At 54.2% G+C, this 22,733-nt stretch carries 18 protein-coding genes; 8 read left to right on the top strand and 10 right to left on the bottom strand.

Annotated features, from left to right (window positions below):
• Nucleotides 1-94: 94 nt before the first annotated feature.
• The 3 genes from ACFO3I_RS03800 to ACFO3I_RS03790 are packed head-to-tail and all read right to left on the bottom strand — an operon-like array spanning nt 95 to nt 4,034.
• Nucleotides 95-922, bottom strand: coding sequence for a hypothetical protein (locus ACFO3I_RS03800; protein ID WP_377331898.1), 828 nt, complete (start codon nt 920-922; stop codon nt 95-97).
• Complete coding sequence (locus tag ACFO3I_RS03795) at nt 922-2,514, bottom strand: hypothetical protein (protein ID WP_377331896.1); 1,593 nt, start codon at nt 2,512-2,514, stop codon at nt 922-924. The genes ACFO3I_RS03800 and ACFO3I_RS03795 overlap by 1 nt, the downstream gene beginning before the upstream one ends.
• A gap of 14 nt (nt 2,515-2,528) precedes the next feature.
• Nucleotides 2,529-4,034 carry an OmpA family protein gene (locus tag ACFO3I_RS03790; RefSeq protein ID WP_377331895.1) on the bottom strand — a complete coding sequence of 502 codons (1,506 nt, stop codon included), beginning with the start codon at nt 4,032-4,034 and terminating at the stop codon, nt 2,529-2,531.
• Between the two features lie 139 nt (nt 4,035-4,173).
• Between ACFO3I_RS03790 and ACFO3I_RS03785 the strand changes: the two genes are divergently transcribed.
• The 7 genes from ACFO3I_RS03785 to ACFO3I_RS03755 all read left to right on the top strand — a co-directional run bounded on the left by ACFO3I_RS03785 (nt 4,174) and on the right by ACFO3I_RS03755 (nt 13,572).
• The gene (locus tag ACFO3I_RS03785) at nt 4,174-7,362 is read left to right on the top strand and encodes a DEAD/DEAH box helicase (RefSeq protein WP_377331894.1); all 3,189 of its coding nucleotides are present in this window, start codon (nt 4,174-4,176) and stop codon (nt 7,360-7,362) included.
• Nucleotides 7,363-7,467: 105 nt separating this feature from the next.
• Nucleotides 7,468-7,671 carry a hypothetical protein gene (locus ACFO3I_RS03780; RefSeq protein ID WP_377331893.1) on the top strand — a complete coding sequence of 68 codons (204 nt, stop codon included), beginning with the start codon at nt 7,468-7,470 and terminating at the stop codon, nt 7,669-7,671.
• Between the two features lie 266 nt (nt 7,672-7,937).
• Nucleotides 7,938-9,401 carry a GGDEF domain-containing protein gene (locus tag ACFO3I_RS03775; RefSeq protein WP_377331968.1) on the top strand — a complete coding sequence of 488 codons (1,464 nt, stop codon included), beginning with the start codon at nt 7,938-7,940 and terminating at the stop codon, nt 9,399-9,401.
• Complete coding sequence (locus tag ACFO3I_RS03770) at nt 9,391-10,191, top strand: SAM-dependent methyltransferase (protein ID WP_377331891.1); 801 nt, start codon at nt 9,391-9,393, stop codon at nt 10,189-10,191. Before ACFO3I_RS03775 ends, ACFO3I_RS03770 begins: the two co-directional genes overlap by 11 nt.
• A gap of 68 nt (nt 10,192-10,259) precedes the next feature.
• The gene (locus ACFO3I_RS03765; RefSeq protein ID WP_377331890.1) at nt 10,260-11,489 is read left to right on the top strand and encodes a serine hydrolase domain-containing protein; all 1,230 of its coding nucleotides are present in this window, start codon (nt 10,260-10,262) and stop codon (nt 11,487-11,489) included.
• Between the two features lie 49 nt (nt 11,490-11,538).
• Nucleotides 11,539-11,937: a rhodanese-like domain-containing protein gene (locus ACFO3I_RS03760; protein ID WP_377331889.1), complete on the top strand. Its 399-nt coding sequence runs from the start codon at nt 11,539-11,541 to the stop codon at nt 11,935-11,937.
• Between the two features lie 99 nt (nt 11,938-12,036).
• Nucleotides 12,037-13,572, top strand: a complete 1,536-nt coding sequence (locus tag ACFO3I_RS03755) for a methyl-accepting chemotaxis protein (RefSeq protein ID WP_377331888.1) — start codon at nt 12,037-12,039, stop codon at nt 13,570-13,572.
• 6 nt (nt 13,573-13,578) lie between these two features.
• On the opposite strand, the gene ACFO3I_RS03750 is transcribed toward ACFO3I_RS03755, so the two are convergent.
• Nucleotides 13,579-14,547: a porin gene (locus tag ACFO3I_RS03750; RefSeq protein ID WP_377331886.1), complete on the bottom strand. Its 969-nt coding sequence runs from the start codon at nt 14,545-14,547 to the stop codon at nt 13,579-13,581.
• Nucleotides 14,548-14,818: 271 nt separating this feature from the next.
• Here ACFO3I_RS03750 and ACFO3I_RS03745 point away from each other — a divergent pair, with 271 nt between their 5' ends.
• On the top strand, nt 14,819-16,447 hold the full coding sequence (locus ACFO3I_RS03745; protein WP_377331884.1) for a methyl-accepting chemotaxis protein: 1,629 nt from the start codon (nt 14,819-14,821) through the stop codon (nt 16,445-16,447).
• On the opposite strand, the gene ACFO3I_RS03740 is transcribed toward ACFO3I_RS03745, so the two are convergent.
• Genes ACFO3I_RS03740 through thiC form a run of 6 tightly spaced genes read right to left on the bottom strand, consistent with a single transcriptional unit; the run spans nt 16,437 to nt 22,631 of the window.
• Nucleotides 16,437-17,162 (bottom strand): HesA/MoeB/ThiF family protein, encoded by a 726-nt coding sequence (locus tag ACFO3I_RS03740; protein WP_377331882.1) that lies wholly within the window; start codon nt 17,160-17,162, stop codon nt 16,437-16,439. The genes ACFO3I_RS03745 and ACFO3I_RS03740 overlap by 11 nt on opposite strands.
• Nucleotides 17,152-18,645 carry a thiamine phosphate synthase gene (gene thiE / locus ACFO3I_RS03735; protein WP_377331880.1) on the bottom strand — a complete coding sequence of 498 codons (1,494 nt, stop codon included), beginning with the start codon at nt 18,643-18,645 and terminating at the stop codon, nt 17,152-17,154. Before thiE ends, ACFO3I_RS03740 begins: the two co-directional genes overlap by 11 nt.
• The gene (locus ACFO3I_RS03730; protein WP_377331878.1) at nt 18,642-19,433 is read right to left on the bottom strand and encodes a thiazole synthase; all 792 of its coding nucleotides are present in this window, start codon (nt 19,431-19,433) and stop codon (nt 18,642-18,644) included. The genes thiE and ACFO3I_RS03730 overlap by 4 nt, the downstream gene beginning before the upstream one ends.
• Nucleotide 19,434: 1 nt before the next feature.
• Nucleotides 19,435-19,641 (bottom strand): sulfur carrier protein ThiS, encoded by a 207-nt coding sequence (gene thiS / locus ACFO3I_RS03725; RefSeq protein WP_377331876.1) that lies wholly within the window; start codon nt 19,639-19,641, stop codon nt 19,435-19,437.
• Nucleotides 19,638-20,759: an FAD-dependent oxidoreductase gene (locus ACFO3I_RS03720; protein ID WP_377331874.1), complete on the bottom strand. Its 1,122-nt coding sequence runs from the start codon at nt 20,757-20,759 to the stop codon at nt 19,638-19,640. Before ACFO3I_RS03720 ends, thiS begins: the two co-directional genes overlap by 4 nt.
• A 3-nt stretch (nt 20,760-20,762) precedes the next feature.
• Nucleotides 20,763-22,631, bottom strand: coding sequence for a phosphomethylpyrimidine synthase ThiC (gene thiC / locus ACFO3I_RS03715; protein WP_377331872.1), 1,869 nt, complete (start codon nt 22,629-22,631; stop codon nt 20,763-20,765).
• Nucleotides 22,632-22,733: the final 102 nt, after the last annotated feature.

Below are 22,733 nucleotides of genomic sequence, written 5' to 3'. Positions count from 1 at the left end.
AGGTAGGTAATTAACGCCTAAAAGGCCGAAATTAAGGTACCTATTGCCGCCAACAACCAACCGGTAAATTTTTGTAGTTTTGTACTTGCGGTCACTAACGTAAATCCGTGGTCAGTGATGGGGTACCAAAACCTTCCAGGCTGGCACCGGCTTGCTCAAAGTACTGGCTCCAGAATTGCTGCAGGCTTTGAATCACCTTGCCGGATCGGTAGCCGTGTTTTACCTGGTTAGGAACCAAAGCGGCAGCATGCACATAAACCCGCACCTCACTGAAATTGGCGTTCAGCTGGTTTTTTTCAATGATGGCGAGCTCTTTGGCCACATCCAGCGTTTTGATTTGGTTGTTCTGATAAAAGCTGGTGAACTCAGAGTTTTCCAGCATATCGGACACCATAAACAGCACCTTCTCGCTGGCTTTACTCTGTTGCCAGTCTTTACCTATTTGTTGCAGGCTATAAAAAATTTCGCTTTTGGCGATGTTTTTTTCGGTGTCGCCAAAACTGGCCGCCAGACGTTTCGCTATTTGGGTCTGGAAAAACTGGTTCTGTTTTACCAGGCAGCTGTCGAGCTGGCGTAACGAGTTTTGACCTGTGCTGTCACGTTGCTCTTGTGATAACTGAGTTTCCAACTGCCCGGCAAACACCAGTGCCATATGGCTGTCTGGCAGGTAAGCAGAGAAGCGGTACAGTTTGACGGCATCGCCTGCCTGCACAAAACGTAATAGGTGGCTTAACGCCTCTTTTTTCAGCTCTTTAGTCAGTTGGGTGGTTTCGTCGATCACCATCACCAACTCGCGGCCAGAAGAGGCCGGAGCTTGTAGTTTCAGGTGCTGGTAACAACTTTTTATATCATTGCGCTCAGCGCTGTAAGCCAGGCAGCTGCCTAGCAGGCAGCAGCTCAGCACAACCAGTTTTAAGTTCATCAGGCGTTCCTGGCTTTGTTTTTAATCTGAGCCAGCCGCTGTTGTTTCTTCAGCCAGATCAAATCCAGTTTGTATTCTTCAGCCAGCAACTCTAAATCGGCGTCTTGTAAGGTGGTCAAATCCAAGCCCTCCAGATCGGCAGGCAGAGTATGCCCTGTCGCATCCACCAATTCAGCGGCTTTTTCCGGCACAGCCACTAATACGGCAGGTGAACTGGGGACTTCTGCAGCTGCAGCTGTTGCTTTGATTGGCGCCGTTTGAGCTGAGCTGGCCAGTTGTGCTGCGCTGATTTGTTTTTTCTGTTCGTGCTGCACCAGATAATGGTGGAAGGTACGATCACTGCTGCCGGATTGCAGAGCTTCACGGTCGTTCGACGAAATGACGGCGCGGCGACTCATTTTCTCCCGTAGGCGCTGCAAATAAGCCTCTGCTTGCGCTGCAATTAAATCTTTCTTCAGTTGCAACCATTCATTCAGCTCTTCGGCACTGTTAAAGTCTTTGGTGTAGTTAAAGGCTTTTTCCGATTCTTTACCGGCAAAGCTGAAGGCAAAACCAAAGTAAATACCGACCACCTGAATCATCACAAAAATAACCGACAAGATCACGAACGTGACTTTGCTGGCGCTGGTACGGGCTTGAGTGGCTTCGTTGGCTGCTTTCTGATCCGCAGTGGCATTCACTTCGGCCAGTTCTGCCGGCAGAGCTATGGCATCGTCTGTTGTGCTGGTTTCCGCGCTGCTTTGCTCCAACAGCGCAAATGGGTCAGTGCCTGCTGCCTGCTCAAACACCATGCCCTGATTCACCATTTCGGTATTGTCTGCATCCAGGGTGTAGCTGCGCACTAAATAAGCGCCTACCGCCAGGAAACAGATATAAAGCAGGGTGATCACCGTGGTTTTGTAACTGGGCGTGACCAGTGCATTAGCTGACAGCCGGTTTAACACCTGCAGGTATTTTGGGCTCTGGTTATCCTGGTACGTTTTTTCTATGCTGATGTCTTTTTCTGGCATCAGATTGGATTGTTTGCCTTCAATTTCCCACCAGCCACGAATTTTGTTGATCAGGCTGTTTTTATGCCATTCCTTACCAGTCAGTTCCGTCAGTAAGACGGCGGCAATCGACAGCAGAAAGGCGACAAACCAGGCCAACATGGTTTGTTCATTGCTTGAGGCATTCTTCGCCATAAAAGGCGCCAGCACATAAGCAAACCCTACGGCTTCCAGTAAAATCAGGCCGATGATCAGTAACCAGAGAAACGGCCCCTTTTTTTTCCGACCACTTTCTTCAACTTTATTCAGATAATCGGCACATTTTTCGTAATAGTCCGGGCTTTGATTAAAGTCTTTGTAGTGCACATAAAAATCATGGCAGACCTGTTTTTCAATAGGGTACCAGCCATCATTGCCCAGTTTGTGGTCTTTGCCAGCTGCGCGCGACAAGCGGCCAGCCAAAGGCAGAGACCAGCCGGTACGCATAAACAAATACCGTACTTCCTGCCACCAAACCTTGATGGCCAGCACCAGCAGCATAAAGCCAACAAAAGCACTGACTAACTGCCAGTACGAGGCTAAGAATAATTTCAACTCATCCATTTTTACTTCCTTGATCAGACACCGGTTCTGGCCGGTTTATAGTCTGTGACAAACACTTGATTATTTTTGGGGTAATACAGCTGTCCTGCCATCGCAGAGTTGCCGCCATAAGGCAGCAACACGTCCAGGCATTGAATGGGTGCGGACTGATCGGCAATAAAGACCCGCATCAGCAGATTATCTTTACCGCGATACAAGCTGGCCTGGCCCTGGTATTTCGCCGTAATTTTATTGTGGCTGGCACTGTAGTCTTTGGTAAAGGCAACCTGAGGTTGTTGAGCAATGGCGTAGTCGTGATTCAGAACAGCAACCGGGTTGATGTAAACCACGTGCCCATTGACTTTAGATGCCCAGACTTTGCCGTTCATACCAGGTAAAAACTCGTTGGTTCTATAGGCCGTGAGTGGTTTGCCTGCCAGGTTTTTTACTTCACCAATGACAGGCATTTCATCTTCCGCGCAAGCGCGGATAGGCGCATCACTGGCCACTGCGGAACTAAACAAACCAGTTGCTGAGCTGTAATCCGGAGAGAAGCGTGATGCCAATGCCCATTGTCCCGCCAGCGCAGGGCTGCCGCCAAAATCAATTCCAGTCGCCGTAGCTGTCTTGCTTACGACAGGGGAGGTTTTTGCTGTGCTGGAGCTGGCTTTCGGTTTGGCAGTCGTCGAAGCATCCGGTCTATAAGGCACCTGAGCAAGATGAGCGGCGGATTTCTGGATATAACGAGGGTTTTGCTGCTCGGCGGCGATGCGTTGTTGCAACATCTGCTCGTCTTTCAGTTCAACCAGCTCTACCCGGCGGTTCATGCCGCGCCCAGCGGTATTGGTGTTGTCGGCTATAGGGCGACCTTCGCCAGCCCCCTGAAAAAACAACTGATCACGGGCAAAGCCTTTGGCCGCTAACACTTCAACGACGGTTTTGGCGCGCTGCTCAGAAAGCTTTTGGTTATAGTCAGCGCTGCCGGTATTGTCGGTATGCCCTATGACCAGAATAGGGGTATTTTCTGTGCCTTCCTCTTTGCGTGCTGAGCTTAAAATTTGAGCCAGTTTATCCAGCTGCCGCTGACCTGCTGCGGTCAGCTCAGCGCTGCTGCTGTTAAACATGGCGCTGTCTTCAATTTGAGCTACAACCCCGACAGTTGTCGGTTGTTCCTGTGCAGTTTTTGTCTTTTGTTCAGGTGTGCTGTCAGCGGTTTGCGGCGCTTGATAAACACGCTCAAGCTGGATTTTCATCTGCTCTTCCTGGGCCAGCTTTTTCAGCTCTTGTTCCCGTTTGTCCCAGAGATGTCCTGCCACACAGCCAACAGCCAAACCCGCGGCAGCTCCTTTCGCTGCGCCATCCCGTCCGCCCAACAAAGCGCCAGCCAGGCCGCCAATCAGAGTGCCGCCGACACAACCGACAAAAGTGCGGCCATGTTTTTCGCCGAGATTATTGGCGGTTTGACAGGAAGAAAGCGTGATGGTCAGTGCTGCGACTAATGCTGTGGTTTTGAATTGTTTCATACGATGCGGAGACGACATACCAAATCCTTTTAGTAACACTGCGAACCTAAAAATCATACAGGCTGATAGGATCTGGTCAATAACAATTTTTGCAGCTTTGGCCGTTGCTGAATTTGAGGTAGCATAACGCCCATTTGTGTCAGAAAAATTCGTCGTTATGTCGCTTGAGTTTGAGTTTCCGGTGTCATCGGAGCAACTGCAGTTATGGTTTCATCCCGCCACTTTTCATAAGGCCCGCGCCTATTTCCTGGCGGGCAAAGTGGTGCAGCTGGACTATGAGCCTGATTTTTCACAGGTCCGTGCTCAGGTCTGGGGCGACGGTTTTAGCCCCTTTAAGCAACTGCTGGTATTGAGCCAGGATGACGCCGGTCAGTGGCAACTGACCGATTCCTGCACCTGTCCGGAAGGACCGCGCTGCAAACATGCGTTGGCGGCCTTACTGAAACTGCGGCATCAACTGGAACAACAAGCACAAAAAAACCAGCAGCAACCGCTGAAGCTGCTGAACCAGTGGTTTAACGACGCCCAGCAACAACAGCAGGCCGATGAACACAGCGACGATCTGGTGTTGTACGAATTGCGACCGGCACCTGTCGGTCTGCAGCTGGCTCCCAAACGGGTGAAGCAAGCCGCCAACGGCAATTACAGCAAAGGCAAAATCATCAGCCCGGGCGAGTTGTTGGGGCAGGCGCGTCCGGCCTGGATGCCGGAAGCCGACTATCGGTTACTGCAGCAGTTTTTCGCTTTTGACGCCAAACGTCATTCCGTGCTGGAAGACGAATGGGGTTATCAGGTACTGCAGCAAGTGCTGGCCACAGGCCGGGCTGTGCTGGATGAAGAGCGGCGTGAGCTGCAGTGGCGCGAGCCGAAAGATCTGCAGCTGCGCTGGCTAAAAACCAAAGTGGGCTGGCAGTTGTTGCAGCAGCCTCAAGCCGACGGTGAACTGGAGCTGGTGTTTACTGAACCGCCTTGTTATCTGGATGCGCTGAATAACCAGCTGGGCCATTTGCAGTCACCGCTGTCAGGCCGTGAACTCAAGCTGCTGATGCGGCTGCCGCCTGTGCCAGCTGCCGTGCTGGAAGACAGCCTGAAAAAACTGCAGCAGCTGTTTCCGGCTATGCCGTTACCTGTGCCGGACGCCAGCGCCATTCAGAAGCTGGAATTAAAAGCGCAACCTGTGCTGCAGTTACAGCTGCAAAGCCAACGACAAAAGCAGCCGCAGGCGGTGGCCAAACTGCTGATGCAATACGGCGATTACCGGCTGCCACTGGCATTGCAGCAGGCACAGACGCAGTTGCAGCAGGGTGATAAAACCCTGTTTATCCGCCGTGACCGCACGCTGGAAACCGCGGTGCTGAACCAACTCATTCAGTACGGGCTGCGCGCCGTGGCGGACAAAGACCAGCCCTTTGCCTGGTTTGATTGTGGTGACGGCCCGGATAACCCGCTGTTGTGGCAGCCGTTGCTCAATGCCTTGCCCGAGTTACAGCAACAGGGTTGGCTGGTGGAACAGGACAACGCTTTTAACCAGGCGGTGCTGGACGCCAAGCCTTATATTGAGCTGAACGACAAAGCCAACGGCGGTTTTGGCCTGGCCATTCAGGTGGATGTCGAAGGTCAGCAGTTACCGCTGCTCCCACTGATCAGTCAGTGGCTACGCAGTTACGGTTTACCTGCGGCGCAGGACACCCTTTGGCTTAGCCTGCCGCAAGGCAAAGTGGCGTTGCCATTTAGCCTGATCCAGCCGGTGATCGACACCATAGTCGAACTATTGAACCTGAAAAAACCACCGCTGGAGCTGGAGTTACCAGCCTATAAAGCAGCCTTGTTGCCAGAACCCGGCGCCGAACAAATTAATTATCTGAACGCAGGCCGCTTGCAGACGCTGGTCAGCCAGTTGCAGCATTTTCAGGGTATTGAAGCTGTGGCGGCTCCGGCTGGTCTGCTGGCAACCTTGCGGCCCTATCAGCAGCAAGGCCTGAACTGGCTGGTGTTTTTGCAGCGTTTTGGTCTGGCTGGTGTGCTGGCCGACGATATGGGCCTGGGCAAAACCCTGCAGACCCTGGCGTTTATACTGCACCAGAAAGCAGAAGGCCAGTTGCAGCAACCGGCCCTGATTGTCTGCCCCACCAGTTTATTGGGCAACTGGCATAACGAAGCCCGCCGCTTCGCGCCGGATTTAAAGGTACTGACCTTGTATGGCCCGAAGCGGCAGCAGTATTTTGAGCAGCTGGCCGACTACGATTTAATTGTGACCAGCTACCCGCTGTTGGTGCGGGACGCCGCCTTGTATTTGCATCAGCAGTTCAGCGCTGTGGTGCTGGACGAAGCACAGCATATTAAAAACTCGGCCAGCCAGGCGTCGCAACTGGTGCGTCAACTGAAAGCCGGTTTCCGGCTGGCGCTGACCGGCACGCCGCTGGAAAATCATCTGGGCGAGCTGAAAGCCCTGTTTGATTTTGTGCTGCCGGGGTTGCTTGGCACTGAAGCGCATTTTCAGCAGGTGTACCGTAAACCGATTGAAAAATCGGCCGACGCTGAACGCGCCGCCGCGCTGCGTGCCCGTATTGCGCCTTTTATTTTGCGCCGTACCAAAAAACAAGTGGCGACAGAGCTGCCGGATAAAATTGAAATTCTGCAGCTGCTGGAGCTGGAAAGCGACCAGCGCAATTTGTACGAAAGCATCCGGTTGGTGATGGAAACCAAAGTTCGGGAGTTGTTTGCCCGCAAAGGGGTGGCCGCCAGCCAGATTGAATACCTGGACGCCTTGCTGAAACTGCGCCAGGCCTGCTGCGACGCGCGGCTGGTGCCTATTGAACAGGCACAGTCGGTGCAGCACAACGCCAAACTGGAATGGTTGCGCGACACCTTGCCGGAGATGGTCGACGAAGGCCGAAAAATTCTGATCTTCAGTCAGTTCTCCTCTATGCTCGGCCTGATCGAGCAGGAGCTGGTGTACCTGGGCATCAGTTACAGCAAACTGACCGGCCAGACCAAAAAGCGCCAGGAGCAGATAGACGCCTTCCAGCTTGGCGACAATTCGGTGTTTTTAATCAGCTTAAAAGCCGGTGGCACCGGGCTGAACCTGACCGCAGCGGACACAGTGATCCACTATGACCCCTGGTGGAACCCGGCGGCGGAGCAGCAGGCGACTGACCGCGCTTACCGTATTGGTCAGGACAAGCAGGTGTTTGTGTATAAGCTGATCACTGCCAATACGGTGGAAGAAAAAGTGCAGCAGTTACAAAGCTACAAGCAGGGTCTGGCTGACCAGATGTTTGCCTTTGGCCAGCAACAGGCCTGGCAGGGCGACATGCAGGATTTGCTGGAGTTATTTCACAGTTAATTCATCGGATTATCATTAATTTCATGTTGTCACTCTCCTGTGTTCAACAGTAAGCTGGGCAAAGCGGCGTTGTTGTCGCAATTTGCAGTTAACATGGAGTGAAAGATGTCAAAGCTCGCCCAATTTATTGAAGAACTGGCTACCAATACCGACCTTCAGCAACAATATCTCGCAGACGCTGCAGGCACTATGCAAGCTTACGGCTTGGCTCAGAATGAAATCGATGCTGTGCTGTCAGGCGATAAAGCTCAGGTGGAGCAGTTGACTGGCAAATCGGTCAAGGCTGTTATGTTCTATCACATTCCTTAATGTATTTCGCATTTGTTCGGTCTCTGCTTTACTCGGGCCTGTTGATACTCTGCGGGCCAGTTTTTGCTGAACAATACGACTCACCGGAGCAGCAGTTGCACGCGGCTCAACAATTAAGAACCTCTAATCCAGTTTTGGCTGAGCAGTTGGTTCGGGAGCTGGACACCCGATTTGCTTCTCTTTCTGCACAGCAGCAACATCACCTACTTTATTTGAAAGCATATTTAAAAGCGATAAAAGGTCAGTTGAACGAAGCTGTCGATTTGATGCTTCCTCTGACGTCCAGCCCGTTTCCGGTAGAACGAATTCGCGCAAATCTGTTATTGGCAAATATTCAGGAAACCCTGAAAGATTATGACGCTGCGTATAGCTACTTGTTTAGCAGCCTTCAGTTAGTCAACCGTATCACGGATAAAGAGCTACTTTCCAACATTTATACAGTCGCAATTCAGTTACATGTCAGCGCCGGGGCTTATCAGAGAGCGGCTCAGTTTGTGGATAATCTGCAGCGCTATGCTGTGGACGACAGGCAAAAATGTATTGCTCAAGTGCTGAATATTCATGTTCAGCTAAAGCTTGGAAACTACAAGGATCAAGTGTTGGCAGAACAAGCCAGAGCTGTGTGCCAAAAAGCGAACGAACGCTTGATGACTGCGAGCTTGGCTCTTTACCTTGCGGAGTCTCGACTACTGACAGGGGAGTCTTTGCTGCTTGTTGAGATGACTGCTTTGTTGCGCGAGCTAGAACAAATCGGGTTTCCTCCGGCAATTCTGCAGGCACGATTTTTTTTAGCTCAAGTCTACATTCAACAAAACCGACCTTTGGATGCTGAGCAGATTTTGCTCATGGTCCAACAACAGGCGCATCAGTTGAAAGACCTGGAGGTTGGGAATAAGGCATTGTTATTGCTAGCAAAAATTTACCATGATGAGGGTAAGGTAGCTCAGTCGCTGATGGCGTATCAGGAATATAGCCAGGTGCAACAGGCTTATTTTGATGACTACAAAGCCAGAAATATTGCGTATCACCAGGCACAAATAAATCTGCTGGAAAGTGAAAATGCGCTGGCATTGTTGAAGAACCAAAATGACTTGTTGCGACTGGAACGGGATGTCCAAACCAATGACAAGTTGGTGATGATTTTTGCTGGTATGGCGTTGGTCACATTGTTACTGCTGGCGTTATATGTGGTGAATGGCAAGCGGCGGGATTTGCATCGACTGGCCACTACAGATTATCTGACCCATTTATTAAACCGGCGGCATTTTACAGAACTGGTTTCATCCCAGTTACAAAGCCGGCGTCTGGCAGAGCAACAAAGTTTGATTATGTTGGATATCGACCACTTTAAACTGCTGAATGATCAGTACGGTCATGCCAGCGGAGATTATGTGTTGCGTCAGGTTGCCAAACTCTGTCAGTCGGCGCTGCGTAAGCAGGATGTACTGGCCCGAATGGGCGGTGAAGAGTTTGCGATTTTTTTGCCGGGCTGTGACGCTGAACACGCGTTAAAACTGGCTGAAAACTGCCGTTGCCGTATCGCTGAACGTCAATTTAAACTCAAAGGCAAAGCAGTACAGGTGACCGCCAGTTTTGGTGTCGCCACTGCATTACCAGGCCAGAGCTTTGATCAACTGCTGCAACAAGCGGATGAGGCTTTATATATGGCCAAAGCCGCTGGCCGTAATTATTGTCAGGCTTTTGAGATGGAATCTGGGTATGAGATCTGAGGGCCAGCTATTTTGCATTGGCCTGGGTATTATGCTTGGCAGCCAGCTCACTGAGCTGGCGCGGGCCAGATTGGCAGCAGCCGATCTGGTGTTTTTCCATAGCAACAGCCACTATCTGACAGGTTTTCTGCAGAAAATTAATCCGAATCTGGTCGATTTACAGCCGTTTTATCAGCCAGGTCAGTCAAGACTCGACAGTTACGAAGCCATGATTACTGCGGTGATGGCGGCTGTGCAACAAGGCAAACAGGTGGTCTGGGCCTGCTATGGTCACCCCGGTGTAGCCAGCTGGCCACCACATGAGGTGATCCGACGCTTAACCGCCTTGGGCTATCGGGCGACAATGGAAGCCGGTATTTCGGCGGATGCCTGCCTGTATGCTGATCTGGGCATAGACCCTATGGCGCAGGGCTGTGCACAGTTTGAAGCCAGCCAGTTTTTGTTTTACCGCCGCACTGTGGATACCTCGGCCTATCTTATTTTGTGGCAGGCTGCCATTGCGGGTGACTTTAGCTTAAAACGGCTGGAGCAAAACCAGACGGGTACACTGGCATTGCAACAACGCTTACTGCAAATTTACCCGGCCGATCATCAGGTGCTGTTGTACGAAGCGGCCGATTTGCCTATCTGGCAACCCCGCATTGAGTCGATAGTGCTAAAAGATTTAGATAAAGCCTTGTTAAACCAAATTACCACCTTGGTGGTGCCACCAGCGTGTGACAAAACACCTGATGTGCAGATGTTGGACTTACTCGGTGTCCCTGCCGGGCATCCACTGCGTCTGGCCTGAGTCTGGTGGGCTGGTGACTAAGCACACTTTACCTTAAAGTGGGTTATCTGCCGCTACAGGGCCACTTCATGCGTTACTTCTTGCTGTTGTTTTTCAGTTTGCCGCTTTGGGCTCAGCCGGGTCTGGATGCCGGGCGCTTGCAGCCACTTGACCAGTTGATGCAACAGGCCATTGCCGCTGGCCAGACGCCGGGCGCGGTGCTGCTGGTAGGGCAAGGCGATAAGGTGGTGTACCACAAAGCCTTTGGTCGTTTTAGCACTGCCGACAGCCCGGCCGTGCAGCCAGACAGTATTTATGATTGGGCCTCATTAACCAAACCTCTCACCGCCAGCTTAATTTTGCGCTTGCAGGAGCAGGGCAAGCTTAGCCTGAGTGACCCTATTGGCGGCTACTTGCCTGAACTGACCGACGCGGCGGTGAAAGCGCTGACCATCCGCCAGCTGTTAACCCATAGTTCCGGCTTGCCGCCGAGCTTCGATCTCAGCTCCGACTGGTCTGCCGCAGAGGGTTTTGCCGCACAACTGGCGGCTCTGCGTTTAACTCAGCCGTCCGGTCAGTTTGTCTATTCCGATATCGGTTTTGTGCTGTTGGGGCTGATTGCTGAGCGGGCTGCGGCCACGCCGTTGCATGAGCTGATGCAGCACTGGGTGTTGAAACCTTTGGGTATGCACGACACCCGCTATCTGCCGCTCTGTCAGCCGCTTTGCCCGCTGCCAGCCCAAATTGCACGCCGTCTGGTGCCGACTGCGTTGCGCACTAGTCATCCAGCCTATCAGCGCTTACCGGCCGGAGTGGATCAACTGCAAGGCATAGTGCATGACCCGACTGCCCAGCGGCTGAATGGGGTGGCAGGGCACGCCGGTTTATTTGGTTCTGCTGCGGATTTAGCGCTTTGGCTGCAAATGCTGCAGCAGGCACTGCAAGGTCAAATGACAGCTGTGTTATCGCCTGCCAGCGCCCAATTGATGATTAGCCCGCATTGGTCTGGCACCAAACAGGGCGCTGTAACCCGTGGCCTGGGGCTGGATATCAGCTCGGCTTTTGCATCGGTACGTGGCGAGTTGTTTCCGGTAGGCTCAGTCGGCCACTCCGGCTATACAGGCACCAGCTTCTGGCTGGACCCTCAAAGTGGCACCTATCTGGTGTTACTCAGCAACAGAACCTACCCGAACGACAGCGCCAGTATCCGCCAGCTTCGAGCCCGGTTGGCCACTGTGGTGGCCGCAGCCGTGACCGGGGTTAGCCTGCAGCAACGCCAGCAGGCGGCCCGCTATTATCTGCAGCCAATGGTTGAGTGAAAGCCAGCGCCTGCTATAGTAAAACCAGACAAAACAAGGGGATAGAAGCATGAAAACCGGAGCTCAATTGGCGGCAGAAGCCAAAGCTAAAATTCAGGAGCTGTCAGTGGAACAGCTGGCGGCCTTAGTGAAAACCACCGAGCCTCGTGTGATTGATGTGCGTGAGCCGGCTGAATTTGCCGCAGGCCATATTCCGAATGCGGTCAGCATGCCACGTGGTGTGCTGGAAATGCAGTTGCACAGCCATCCGGCGGTGGCTGCGGAAAAAGACGCCGTGCTGGCGCTGACTGAGTTGGCGAAACAGCCGCTGTACCTGATTTGCCGTTCGGGCGCACGCTCGGCTTTGGCTGCTGAGTCACTGCACCGGATGGGCTTTCATGAAGTCTATTCCATTGCCGGTGGCATGACGGCCTGGCAGGACGCTGGTTTACCTGTTCGGCAGGCGTAACCGACTTAGACTTTAGTCGTGGTCGAAAGGCCAGTGTTTGACACCCGCTGTCGAAAAGTTAAACACTGGTTTTTACAACTATAAGATTGCGGGGTAGACATGACGATGAAATCCGTGCTGGTTTTGTGTGGATTCTTACTGGCGCAACTGGTCTGGTGGTGGTTTGGCTGGCCAGTCTGGTTACTTGCGTTGCTCAGCACAGCTGGCTTGGCTTATCTGCTTTTGCGTCAGCAACAACCTGTCCAGACGACTGCTGTTGCGCAAACCCCGGCATTGAGTGAAAAAGCCGATGCGATTACCAAAGCCACCTCGAAAATGGCCATTGGCTCTGCCGAAGTCTCTTTTTATATTGATGGCTTGATCAAAGATATTCAGGGCAGCAACGACGACACCAGCCGCATTAGTGAAGCGACAGCGCAGCTGGCCGACAGCAGTGGCCGCCTGACGGATAACCTGCAGCAGATCAGCCGCAGCCTGATGCACACTGCCACTGCCTGCGAGCAGTCCGATATTAGCCTGCAGCAAGGCGTCTCCACGATCAGCGAGCTGACCCAGGCGGTGGCTCATACTGCCACTGAGCTGGAGCGGCTGAAAAACAGCGCCGACAGTATTCAGCGTATTACTGAAGTCATTACCGGGGTGGCAAACCAGACCAATCTGCTGGCGCTCAATGCTGCTATTGAAGCTGCCCGGGCCGGTGAGCAAGGCCGGGGTTTTGCGGTGGTGGCGGATGAAGTGCGGGCGCTTGCCGGTAAAACCTCAGAAGCAACTGCAGACATTGCCGCCATGCTGACCGATATCCGTCAGCAAACCGAACAAAATGCCTCGTTAATGCAAAAGCTGGTCAGTTTAAGCGCCACTGTGCAGCAGCAGTTGGGTGCAGTGGCAGCCGGCTTCAGCGGCATTAATGATGAGGTGAATCAGGTGTCGGCGGCATTGCAGCAAATTGAGCAGGTCAGTACCGGACTGGAACACAACAGTGGCCAGATTGACCATGCCATGCAAGCCATTCACCAGTCCTTGTCCGCGGTGGAGCACAAAGGCAAAACGGTCGCCGACCAGGCCATTGAGTTGTCGGTGGAAACCGAAAGTATTTACCGCGAACTCAGCACAGTCTCCAGCCATAGCTTTTATGCGCCCATTCTACAGGAAGCCCGCCAGGCTGCGACCAGCATTGCCGCCTTGTTTGAACAGGCGTTGCAAGACGGCCGTTTGAGCGAAAACCAGCTGTTCAGTGAGCAGTATACAGCGATTGCCAATACCAACCCGCCCAAATACAACACGCCTTACGACAGTTTTACTGATCAGCATTTTCCGGCCATACAGGAGCCGGTGTTGCAACGCCATGCCATAGTGCTGTACGCCGGTGCTGTCGACAAAAAAGGTTATTTCCCGACCCACAATAAAAAGTACAGCCAACCCCTGACCGGCGATTATCAGAAAGACTTGCTGCAAAACCGCACCAAGCGGATTTTCAGCGACAGAACCGGCAGTCGTTGTGGCAGCAACACCGAGACCATGTTATTGCAAACCTACAAGAGGGACACCGGCGAGATACTACACGACCTGTCGGTGCCTATTTGGGTGCGGGGCCGCCACTGGGGCGGCTTCCGGATCGGCTTTAAACGACCTTAAGCAGACTTAGAAGGTATAACGCACGCCCAGTGCGGCAGAGTTGTCGTCCTGGGTTTGTAAATCAAACTGCGAAATCATGGTGTAAATGGCCAGCTCTTTGCTGTAACCATACTCCAGCCCGGCTGACCACATTTTGCCTTCCTCTGAATGACGGGTTTTGCTGTCGTCTTTTTGCCACTGCAGTTTGTAGATAAAGTTGTTGCGGTCATAGGACAGCTCGGCCAGCAGTGCGTCACCTTTCAGTGGGCGGGTTTGGTGTTCGCTGTGCTGATACATCAGGCCGCCGGAGACCACGCCACCGGCTAGCTCCGTTAATTTGGCATGCACCAACACCCGCTGCGCATCCAGGTTGTTCAGTTCATGGGTCTGGCCATAGGCCACGTAGTAGCTGGCGGTTTTAAAGGCGGCATCTCCATAACTCAGGGTCCAGTCGTAACCGCCAGCCGTTTCGTCACTGGCGCCGGTCTGATAAGTGGCGGCCATTTGGAAACCAGCAAAGGATGGACTGGTGTAAACCACCACGTTTTCCAGCCGGTCCTGACCTGGCGTCAGCTGGGCCATGTCGTTCAGGGTTTCGTTAAATAAGTCAATTTTGCCTTCGGACTTTTTAAAACGGGTGTCGTTTTTACCAAACACCAGTTCACCCCAGCTTTTGCCGGCAAAGCCAATGTAGGCATTACGCATACCGTAACGGTCCGCTTTGTTGGCCTGATCCAGACCATTGACCTGATACTCAAACACCGAGACCAGGGTGAGTTCGTCATGGAATGAATGCTTGGCTTTGACACCAAGGCGGCTGAATGGCGATTCAATTTGCCAGCCCTGGTCGGCGTAACGGTAGAGATCATTTTCGGTATAGAGGCCCTGCAATTCTAATTTGCCGTAAAAGTCCCAATCAAACGCAGCAGCCTGTCCACTGGCAGTAATGGCGATGCCAACTGCAGCTAACTTCATGCGAAATAAGGATGATTTCATAACTGTACTCGATATCTGGAAGGTGGCTAAACGCCTCTATTGTGGCAGTATTTTTGCAGAATGCCAAAAAACATTTTTTCATATTTATCAAAATTATCATATTTTACTTGATATACTTTTTTCAGGTCTTACTGGGCTTTAGTTGGGGTGAACAGAAAGACTGTTGCTGTGAAGGGAATCAGTGATGTCCTGACGACGTTTTTGAAAGTTATGATTTTTCAGCCACACTACTCAGTACTTGAAAGTCCTGATGTTCACTAAGGGGTTACCTATGTTCGGGCAGATGTCCATTAAAAACATGATTTTTTCGGTGCTAGTCCTTTTTGTCGCTGCTCTTATCGCACTAAGTTCGTACTCCTGGTGGACCGCCAAAGCCAGTGAACAGGGCATGTCAGATCTCTACGATCTATCAGTGTTACAGGTAAACCCTGTCAGCGATATTTATGGTTTGACGCTACGCAGCCGGATGGCTCTGGCTGGCGGTTTTATTGAGTTGCAAGCCAATGAAACTGACAAAGCGAAAGTCAGTGCCCAGCGTGCAGCTAAATTCCTGAAAGAAGCTCGTGAAAAGTTTGCTGAGGTGGTGAAAGTGGGTTCCACCAGTGAGCACAAGGCTTTGGTTGCAGAGCTGGACAAAGCTTTTCAGATTTATTTTGCCGCCGTTGACCAAACGACGGTCGAGCTGGAAAGTGGTGATCAGGCCAAATACATCAGCGCCAACCTGGATGCCCGCAATGCCAATGCGGCGGTTTATGACTTGATGATTAAATTTATGGAGCAAGCGCGCTTATCAACCAATGCCCATATGGACGATGCGTCGTCACGCTACAGCACCACCGCAGTGATGAGCCTGGTTATTGTGGTGCTGGCGATTGCTGCCTTAGCGGCGGTCTGGATGTTAATGAAGACCAATCTGATCAACCCGCTTGTGGTGGCTGGTCAGCATTTTGATCAGATGGCAAAAGGTGATTTGTCTGCCCGTATTGAGGTGACCAGTGATAACGAGGTTGGCAAGCTGTTTGCTGGTTTAAAACGTTTGCAGCAAAGCCAACGTGAAACCATAGGTGAGATTAATGGTACTGCGACGCAACTGGCCTCAGCTGCCGAAGAGCTGAGTGTGGTCACAGCGGAAAGCTCTAATGGACTGGACTTACAAAACGCGGAGTTGCATCAGGCGGCGACTGCGGTGAATGAAATGACCGCTGCAGTGGAGGAGGTGGCCCGCAATGCGCTCAGCACCTCTGAAGCGTCCAAAGCCTCGAATGATTTAGCCAGCCGTAGTCTGGATGAAATGAAACTGACGATTCGCCAGACACAGAGCATGGCGTCAGAAATGAAAGTGTCGGCGGATTTAGTGCAGGACTTGTCGCTGCAGGCCAAAAACATTGGCCAGGTGCTGGACGTGATCCGCGCTGTGGCTGAACAAACCAATTTACTGGCATTAAACGCGGCGATTGAAGCGGCGCGTGCTGGTGAGGCCGGTCGAGGTTTTGCGGTGGTGGCCGATGAAGTCCGGGCGCTGGCGCACCGCACGCAGAATTCCACCCGTGAAATTGAACAGTTGATCAATACCATTCAGCAGGGAACCACCCAGGCGGTGCAGTCCATTGAATCCAGCACCTCGATGGCGTCCGGTACTGTGGAGATGGCCAATAAAGCCGGTCAGGCCTTTGAGCAGATTTGCAGCTCGGTCAGTGAGATTAATGACCGCAACCTGCTGATTGCTACCGCGTCTGAAGAGCAGGCGCATGTGGCAAGGGATGTAGACCGTAGCCTGGTTGCGATACGGGACCTGGCGCTGCAAAGCTCGGCTGGGGCCAATCAGACCAATGCCGCCAGTCAGGAGCTGACGGCCATGGCCAACCGTTTAATGGCTATGGTGAAAAAATTCAGGTTGTAACCGCAGCTGGCAGCGGAAACTTTTTCAGCTGCCAGTGGTGTGCATCCAGTTGCCATAAAGCCGCTGCTGCACTGGGCTGCAGTAGCTGCTGCAGCAATACAGTAGCCTGCCAGTGACCGATCAGCGCTGGCAGCGGCGCCAGTACACCCAGGCTGGCGCAATTCCCGCTTTGGTCGGTTAAGTCCTGAAACAACTGGTGGTAACTGGGCTCGCTGTGCTGCCGGTGGGGCCAGAGCATTAACTGGCCCTGCAGACCAATCACCGCTGCGCTGAGCAGGTTCACCTTGTGCTGCTGACAAGCGCGGCTTAAAGCCACACGGCTAACAAAATTGTCGGTGCCATCGAGTACCCAGTCGATACCCGCCAGCAACGCAGCGGCGTTTGCTGCGCTAAAGGCTTCAGGCAGTACCTCTGCCCGGCAATGCGGGTTCAGCTGGCTTAACGCATCGGCCGCTACCGCCACTTTGGCGCGGCCAATATCCTGGCTACGGAACAGCAGCTGGCGCTGCAGATTAGACAGCTCAACTTTGTCGGCGTCGACCAGCCTCAGCAAACCCACACCTGCTGCGCAGAGCGCAGCCGCACTGGCACAGCCGAGGCCGCCAACCCCCACCACTAACACCCGGCTTTGCTTGAGTATCTGCTGAGCGGCCTCGCCAAACTCTGGCAGCATCAGTTGCCTGCTGTAACGCAAAAACTCCTGATCAGTCAGCATGTGGAAACTCCTCTATCAACTGCTGCAGCTGGCGCACAAAGGCGGGTTTATACTCTGCCTGCACAAAGGCACTGACCAGCGCCAGATGGCGGATGCCGGTGCTGAGCACTGCCGCCGCATTCTGTGGCGTGATGCCGCCTATCGCCACCAATGGCCGCTGCCGGAACAGTTGGCGGTACAGTGGCAGTTTGTCCAACCCCTGCAGCTTGCCACTCATATCTTTGGTCTGGGTGGCAAACACAGCACCTATCGCCAGGTAACTCGGTTGTAGCTGCTCGGCGCGCAGCAATTTGTACAGGCCATGGCAGGACAAGCCAAGGCGCAAACCAGCATGGGCTATGGCCTGAAGATTGGCCTGATCGACATCTTCCTGTCCCAGATGCACGCCATAAGCGCCAAGCTCAATGGCCAGTTGCCAGTGATCATTAATAAACAGCTGCACCTGATGCTGCCGACATAAGGTTATCGCCGCACTGATTTGGCGGCGTAGTTCAACATCGGTTTGCTGTTTAAGTCGCAGCTGCACTGTTTTCGCACCCGCCGCCACAGCCAGCGCCAGGGTGGCGTAATCCGGCAGCACCAGATAAAGCCCCAAAGGCGCACTGAGTGGTGGGAAGCTAAGCGGTTGGGCTGGCACGGCACAATGCAGTTGGGGTAGCGTCGAGCTGGCGTCCACAGCCCGGTGGCCATTATGGCAGTAGTTGCCCAGTTGCACCGCCTGCTGAATACCTTGCTGGATATACACTTTGGCCAGCACAAAAGCGTCTTCCAGTGCAAAGCCTTGTGCCAGTGCACCAGCCAAAGCCGCAGACAAGACACAACCCGTGCCATGCCGGTTACCGGCCAGTTTTGGGCTGGCGAGTGTCACCTGTTGCGGGTAGGCCGGAAAACCTCGATATCGAAAAGCCGGGTTGATGCGCAGCTGGTCTTGCGCCAGCGCCGAGTCGCTATGACCGCCTTTGATCAGTACCGCCTTGACCCCTTGCTGCAGCAACCAATCGGCTGCTGTGGCCGGATTGGTCTGGCTGCTTAAGTACTGTAATTCAGGCAGGTTCGGTGTCAGTACGTCAACATAAGGCCAGAACCGCTGCCAGTGCTGCGGCTGCAGCTCACTGAGCTCGCCACCGCTGCTGCACTGTTTTACCGGATCACAGACCACCAGCAGCTGTGGATTCTGTTGTTTGAGTTGCTGCACCAGGCCGATCACCCAGTCCAGCTGCTGCGGGTTGCAGAGTAAGCCGGTTTTAATCACCGCAGGGGCATGTTCTGGCAGCAGGCTTTGCGCCTGTTGTTGCAGCAGTCTGACATCGACGCTCTGGCAGGCAATTAAACCGGCTGGACCCTGGGCTGTGACCGCAGTGACCAGGGTGCACAGGTGCAGTGGCGCCAGGGCACCAAGCTGGCTGATCGTCTGCAGGTCGGCCTGAATACCGGCACCGCCGCTGTTGTCGGAGCCGGCGATACTCCAGATCACGGCAGTCATGGCTGTTCCTGCAACCAGAACGGCGTATCTGGTAATGGCGTGGACGGACAGGCCAGTTCAGTGGCTGGCATCACACCGGCAAGAAAAGCCTGACGGCCCGCTTGCACCGCCTGAGCAAAAGCGCAGGCCATTTGCACCGGGTCTCGGGCTTTGGCGACGGCGCTGTTCAGCAGTACGGCGTCAAAGCCCCATTCCATCACCTGACAGGCCTGGCTGGGTTTGCCAAGGCCAGCATCAATCACCAGCGTCGCATCCGGTAAGCGCTCCCGTAAGGTGCGAAGCGCATAAGGGTTCAGCGGGCCAAGGCCTGTTCCTATCGGCGCGGCCCAAGGCATCAGCACCTGACAGCCCAGCTGATAAAGCCGTTTGCACAGCACTAAATCGTCGGTGCAATAAGGCAACACCGCAAAACCTTCCGCCAGCAGCAGTTCGACGGCCTGCAGCAACAACAAGGGCTCGGGCTGCAGGTTGTAGTCATCGCCGGTCAGCTCCAGCTTGATCCACTGAGTTTGAAACAGCTCGCGGCTCATCCGGGCTAAGGTCAGCACTTGCTGCACTGTATGGCAGCCGGAGGTATTGGGCAGTAATGGCAGGCCAAGCTGCTGCAACTGCTGCCAGAACTGCTGGCCGCCTTGTTGCTCTGGTGCCTGTCGGCGCAGGCTTAAGGTGATCACTCCGGCCTGGCTTTGTCGCAGTGCCTGGCTCAGTTGCGCCAGGCTCGGGTACTGGGCGCTGCCAAGCCACAAGCGACTTTCGACCTCAGTGCCGTAAATCGATAGTCTGTCCATATTAACCTCCGGCAATCGGGCGCAGCAGTTCCAGCCGGTCGCCGGGTTGCAGCCTGGTGTGGCCATAGTCAGAGGCGCTCAGGTAGTGGCCATTGAGCGCCAGCACAAAACTGCCACTGAGCTGCTGTTGCTGGATAAAGTCCGCCACTGTCGTGGCTGTACTGTGCACCGGCTGGTCGTTCAGCCAAAGTTGAGCTGGTGAAGTCATTGTGAGTCCTTCTGTGGGAGTGTGGCACTTAGCTGCACAGCGGGGGCGGCTTGGGGCGCTGGCCTCTGGTGTAATTGCTGCCAGGCCAGTTCAGCCAGTTGTTTGGCGTAACAAGGGCCCAGCAGATAGCCGTGGCGGGACAGGCCGTTTAGTTGCAGCAAGCCAGGCTGCTGGCGGATTTCAGGCTGAGCTGTGGCCAGAGTGGGTCGGGCTGAGGCCTGAATGCTCAGTACCTCTGCTTCAGCAAAACCCGGATGCACCGCATACAAGGCCGACAGCAGTTCCAGCACGGAGCGCACCGCAGGCCCATGCTGACTGGCCGATTCCAGTTCTGTGGCACCGACCACATACTGATGCTCAGGTTTCGGTGCTATATACAGGCTGTACCTCGGGTGAAAAAACCGTACCGGGCGGCGCAGCTGCACTTCCGGGCAATACAGCCGGATCACTTCGCCGCGAACCGGGCGAAGCTCAGGCCAGACGGCGCTGGCGCCCAGGCCGCGACAGTCCAGCACCAGATTGGCCTGCTGCCGCTGGCCACTAAGGCTGAGGTTGCTGCCATCCAGCGTAGCTTCGGATACCGCCTGCAGCTGCACACCGCGGGCTTGCAACAACGCGCTGCTGTGGCTGAAAAAGCTTTCCGTCTGGGTCTGGCCATCGTCCGGGCACCACCAACCCTGGCTAAAGCGTCCGGCCAGTTCGGGTTCCAGCGCGGCCAGGTCGCGGCTGTTCAGTGGTTCGGCGCTGGCCTGCGGGTTTTGTGCAATGCAGCGAACCTGGTGCTGTAATTGCTCCAGTTGACTGGTATGGGCCAGCAAAATGCAGCCTTGTTGTTGTAGCCATAAACCGGGCATCTGCTGTTGCAGCTCACGCCAAAGCTGGATGCTTTGACGGGCTTGTGGCCATAGCTCTGGTGGTAGCACGGCTGATTCCGCGCTTGCGCACAGCATGGCCGCCGCCACTTTGCCGGCTGTGGGTTCAAAGCGGTTTGCCTGAACCTGCTGGTCCAGCAATCTGAGTTGCAGCGGTTTGGCCCAGCGGCGGGCCGGGTCGGTCAGATACAGCGCAGTCAGCCGGCCAGCCAGGCCAGCGCCAACAATTGTCAGGTGATAGGGCATGCCTTACTCCGGGCTGTGGTACAGCTCACTGCCAGCAGCGCGAAATTCGGCTGACTTTTGCTGCATGTGCTGCTGTGCCTGCTGCTGAATGTCCTGGCTGATTTTCATCGAGCAGAACTTGGGCCCACACATGGAGCAAAAGTGCGCCACTTTGCCGGACTCCTGTGGCAAGGTCTGGTCGTGGTAGGCCAGCGCCCGCTCCGGGTCCAGACTGAGGTGGAACTGATCGCGCCAGCGAAATTCAAAACGGGCTTTGGAGAGCGCGTCATCACGAATTTGCGCCCCCGGGTGGCCTTTGGCCAAATCGGCGGCATGGGCGGCAATTTTGTAGGCGATAAGGCCTTCTTTTACATCGTGTTTGTCCGGTAAACCCAAATGCTCTTTTGGCGTGACATAACAAAGCATGGCGCATCCGTACCAGCCAATTTGCGCCGCGCCAATGGCCGAGGTCAGATGGTCGTAACCCGGCGCTATGTCGGTGGTTAAGGGGCCTAAGGTGTAAAACGGCGCTTCAGCGCAGTGTTCCAGCTGCAGTTGCATGTTTTCACGAATGAGCTGCATTGGCACATGGCCCGGGCCTTCCACCATCACCTGCACCTCTTTGGCCCAGGCGCGGTGGGTCAGTTCGCCGAGGGTACGCAGTTCGGCAAACTGGGCTTCGTCATTGGCGTCGGCAATGGAACCAGGCCTCAGGCCATCACCCAGGCTGAAACTGACGTCGTAGCTACGCATAATGTCGCAAATCTCGTCAAAGTGCTGGTACAGGAAGTTTTCCTGGTGATGTGCCAGACACCATTTGGCCATAATGGAACCACCGCGCGACACAATGCCGGTCAGCCGTTTGGCGGTCAGCGGAATATAGGCCAGCCGTACACCGGCATGAATAGTAAAATAATCCACCCCTTGTTCGGCCTGTTCTATCAGGGTGTCGCGGAACAGCTCCCAGCTCAAGTCTTCGGCAATGCCTCCGGCTTTTTCCAGTGCCTGGTACAAAGGCACAGTGCCAATAGGCACAGGGCTGTTGCGTAAAATCCATTCGCGGGTTTGGTGAATATAACGGCCGGTCGACAGGTCCATCACCGTATCGGCGCCCCAGCGGGTCGCCCACAACAGTTTTTCCAGCTCTTGCTCAATGCTGGAGCTGACCGACGAGTTGCCGATATTGGCGTTCACTTTCACCAGAAAATTGCGGCCGATAATCATCGGCTCGGCTTCGGGGTGGTTGATATTGGCGGGCAAAATGGCGCGGCCTGCCGCAATTTCCTGCCGGACAAATTCGCCGTTGATTTCTGCTGGGATCTGCGCACCAAAGCTCTGGCCCGGATGCTGGGTTTTGGCGTCAGCTGCTGCGGCCAGGTTGGCACGCTGCATATTTTCGCGGATCGCCACGTACTCCATTTCCGCTGTCACTATGCCACGACGGGCGTAGGCCAGCTGAGTGACGGCCACGCCGGGGCGGCCACGGCGCACTGATGGCGCACGCGGAAAACGGATATCGTCCAGACTCAGGTCGCGTTGTTGCGCCTGGGCATAAGCCGACTGCAAAGCACTGAACAAGTCGGTGTCGTCGCGTTGTTCTATCCAGTGTTGGCGCAGTGGTGGCAGGCCTTGCTCAATGTTCAGTTGACTGTCCGGGCAACTGTAAGGCCCGCTGGTGTCATACACCCGCACTGGCGCATTGGGCTGGAATAATGGCTGCTCTTTGCTGCCGCCAGCCAGACTGGGCGACAGTTCAATTTCGCGCATGCCAACCCGCACACCGGGCTGGCTGCCTTCGATATAAATTTTCCGGCTGGCCGGGTAAGGCTGGCCTTGTAATTGCTGTAAAAATTCGGCCGCTTCGGCCCGGGCTAAACGTTGAGGTTTTTGCATAACTCACTCCGTGAAATAGTTAAAAATTTCAACAGAGCTTGAGGTGACGTGGACTGTGACTGACGCAAAACGGCCAGCATAACAGGCAGCCGCATAAGCCAG

Source organism: Rheinheimera marina, assembly GCF_042654345.1.
GTDB classification, from domain to species: domain Bacteria; phylum Pseudomonadota; class Gammaproteobacteria; order Enterobacterales; family Alteromonadaceae; genus Pararheinheimera; species Pararheinheimera marina.
This window is presented reverse-complemented; position numbering and strand designations above follow the sequence as displayed.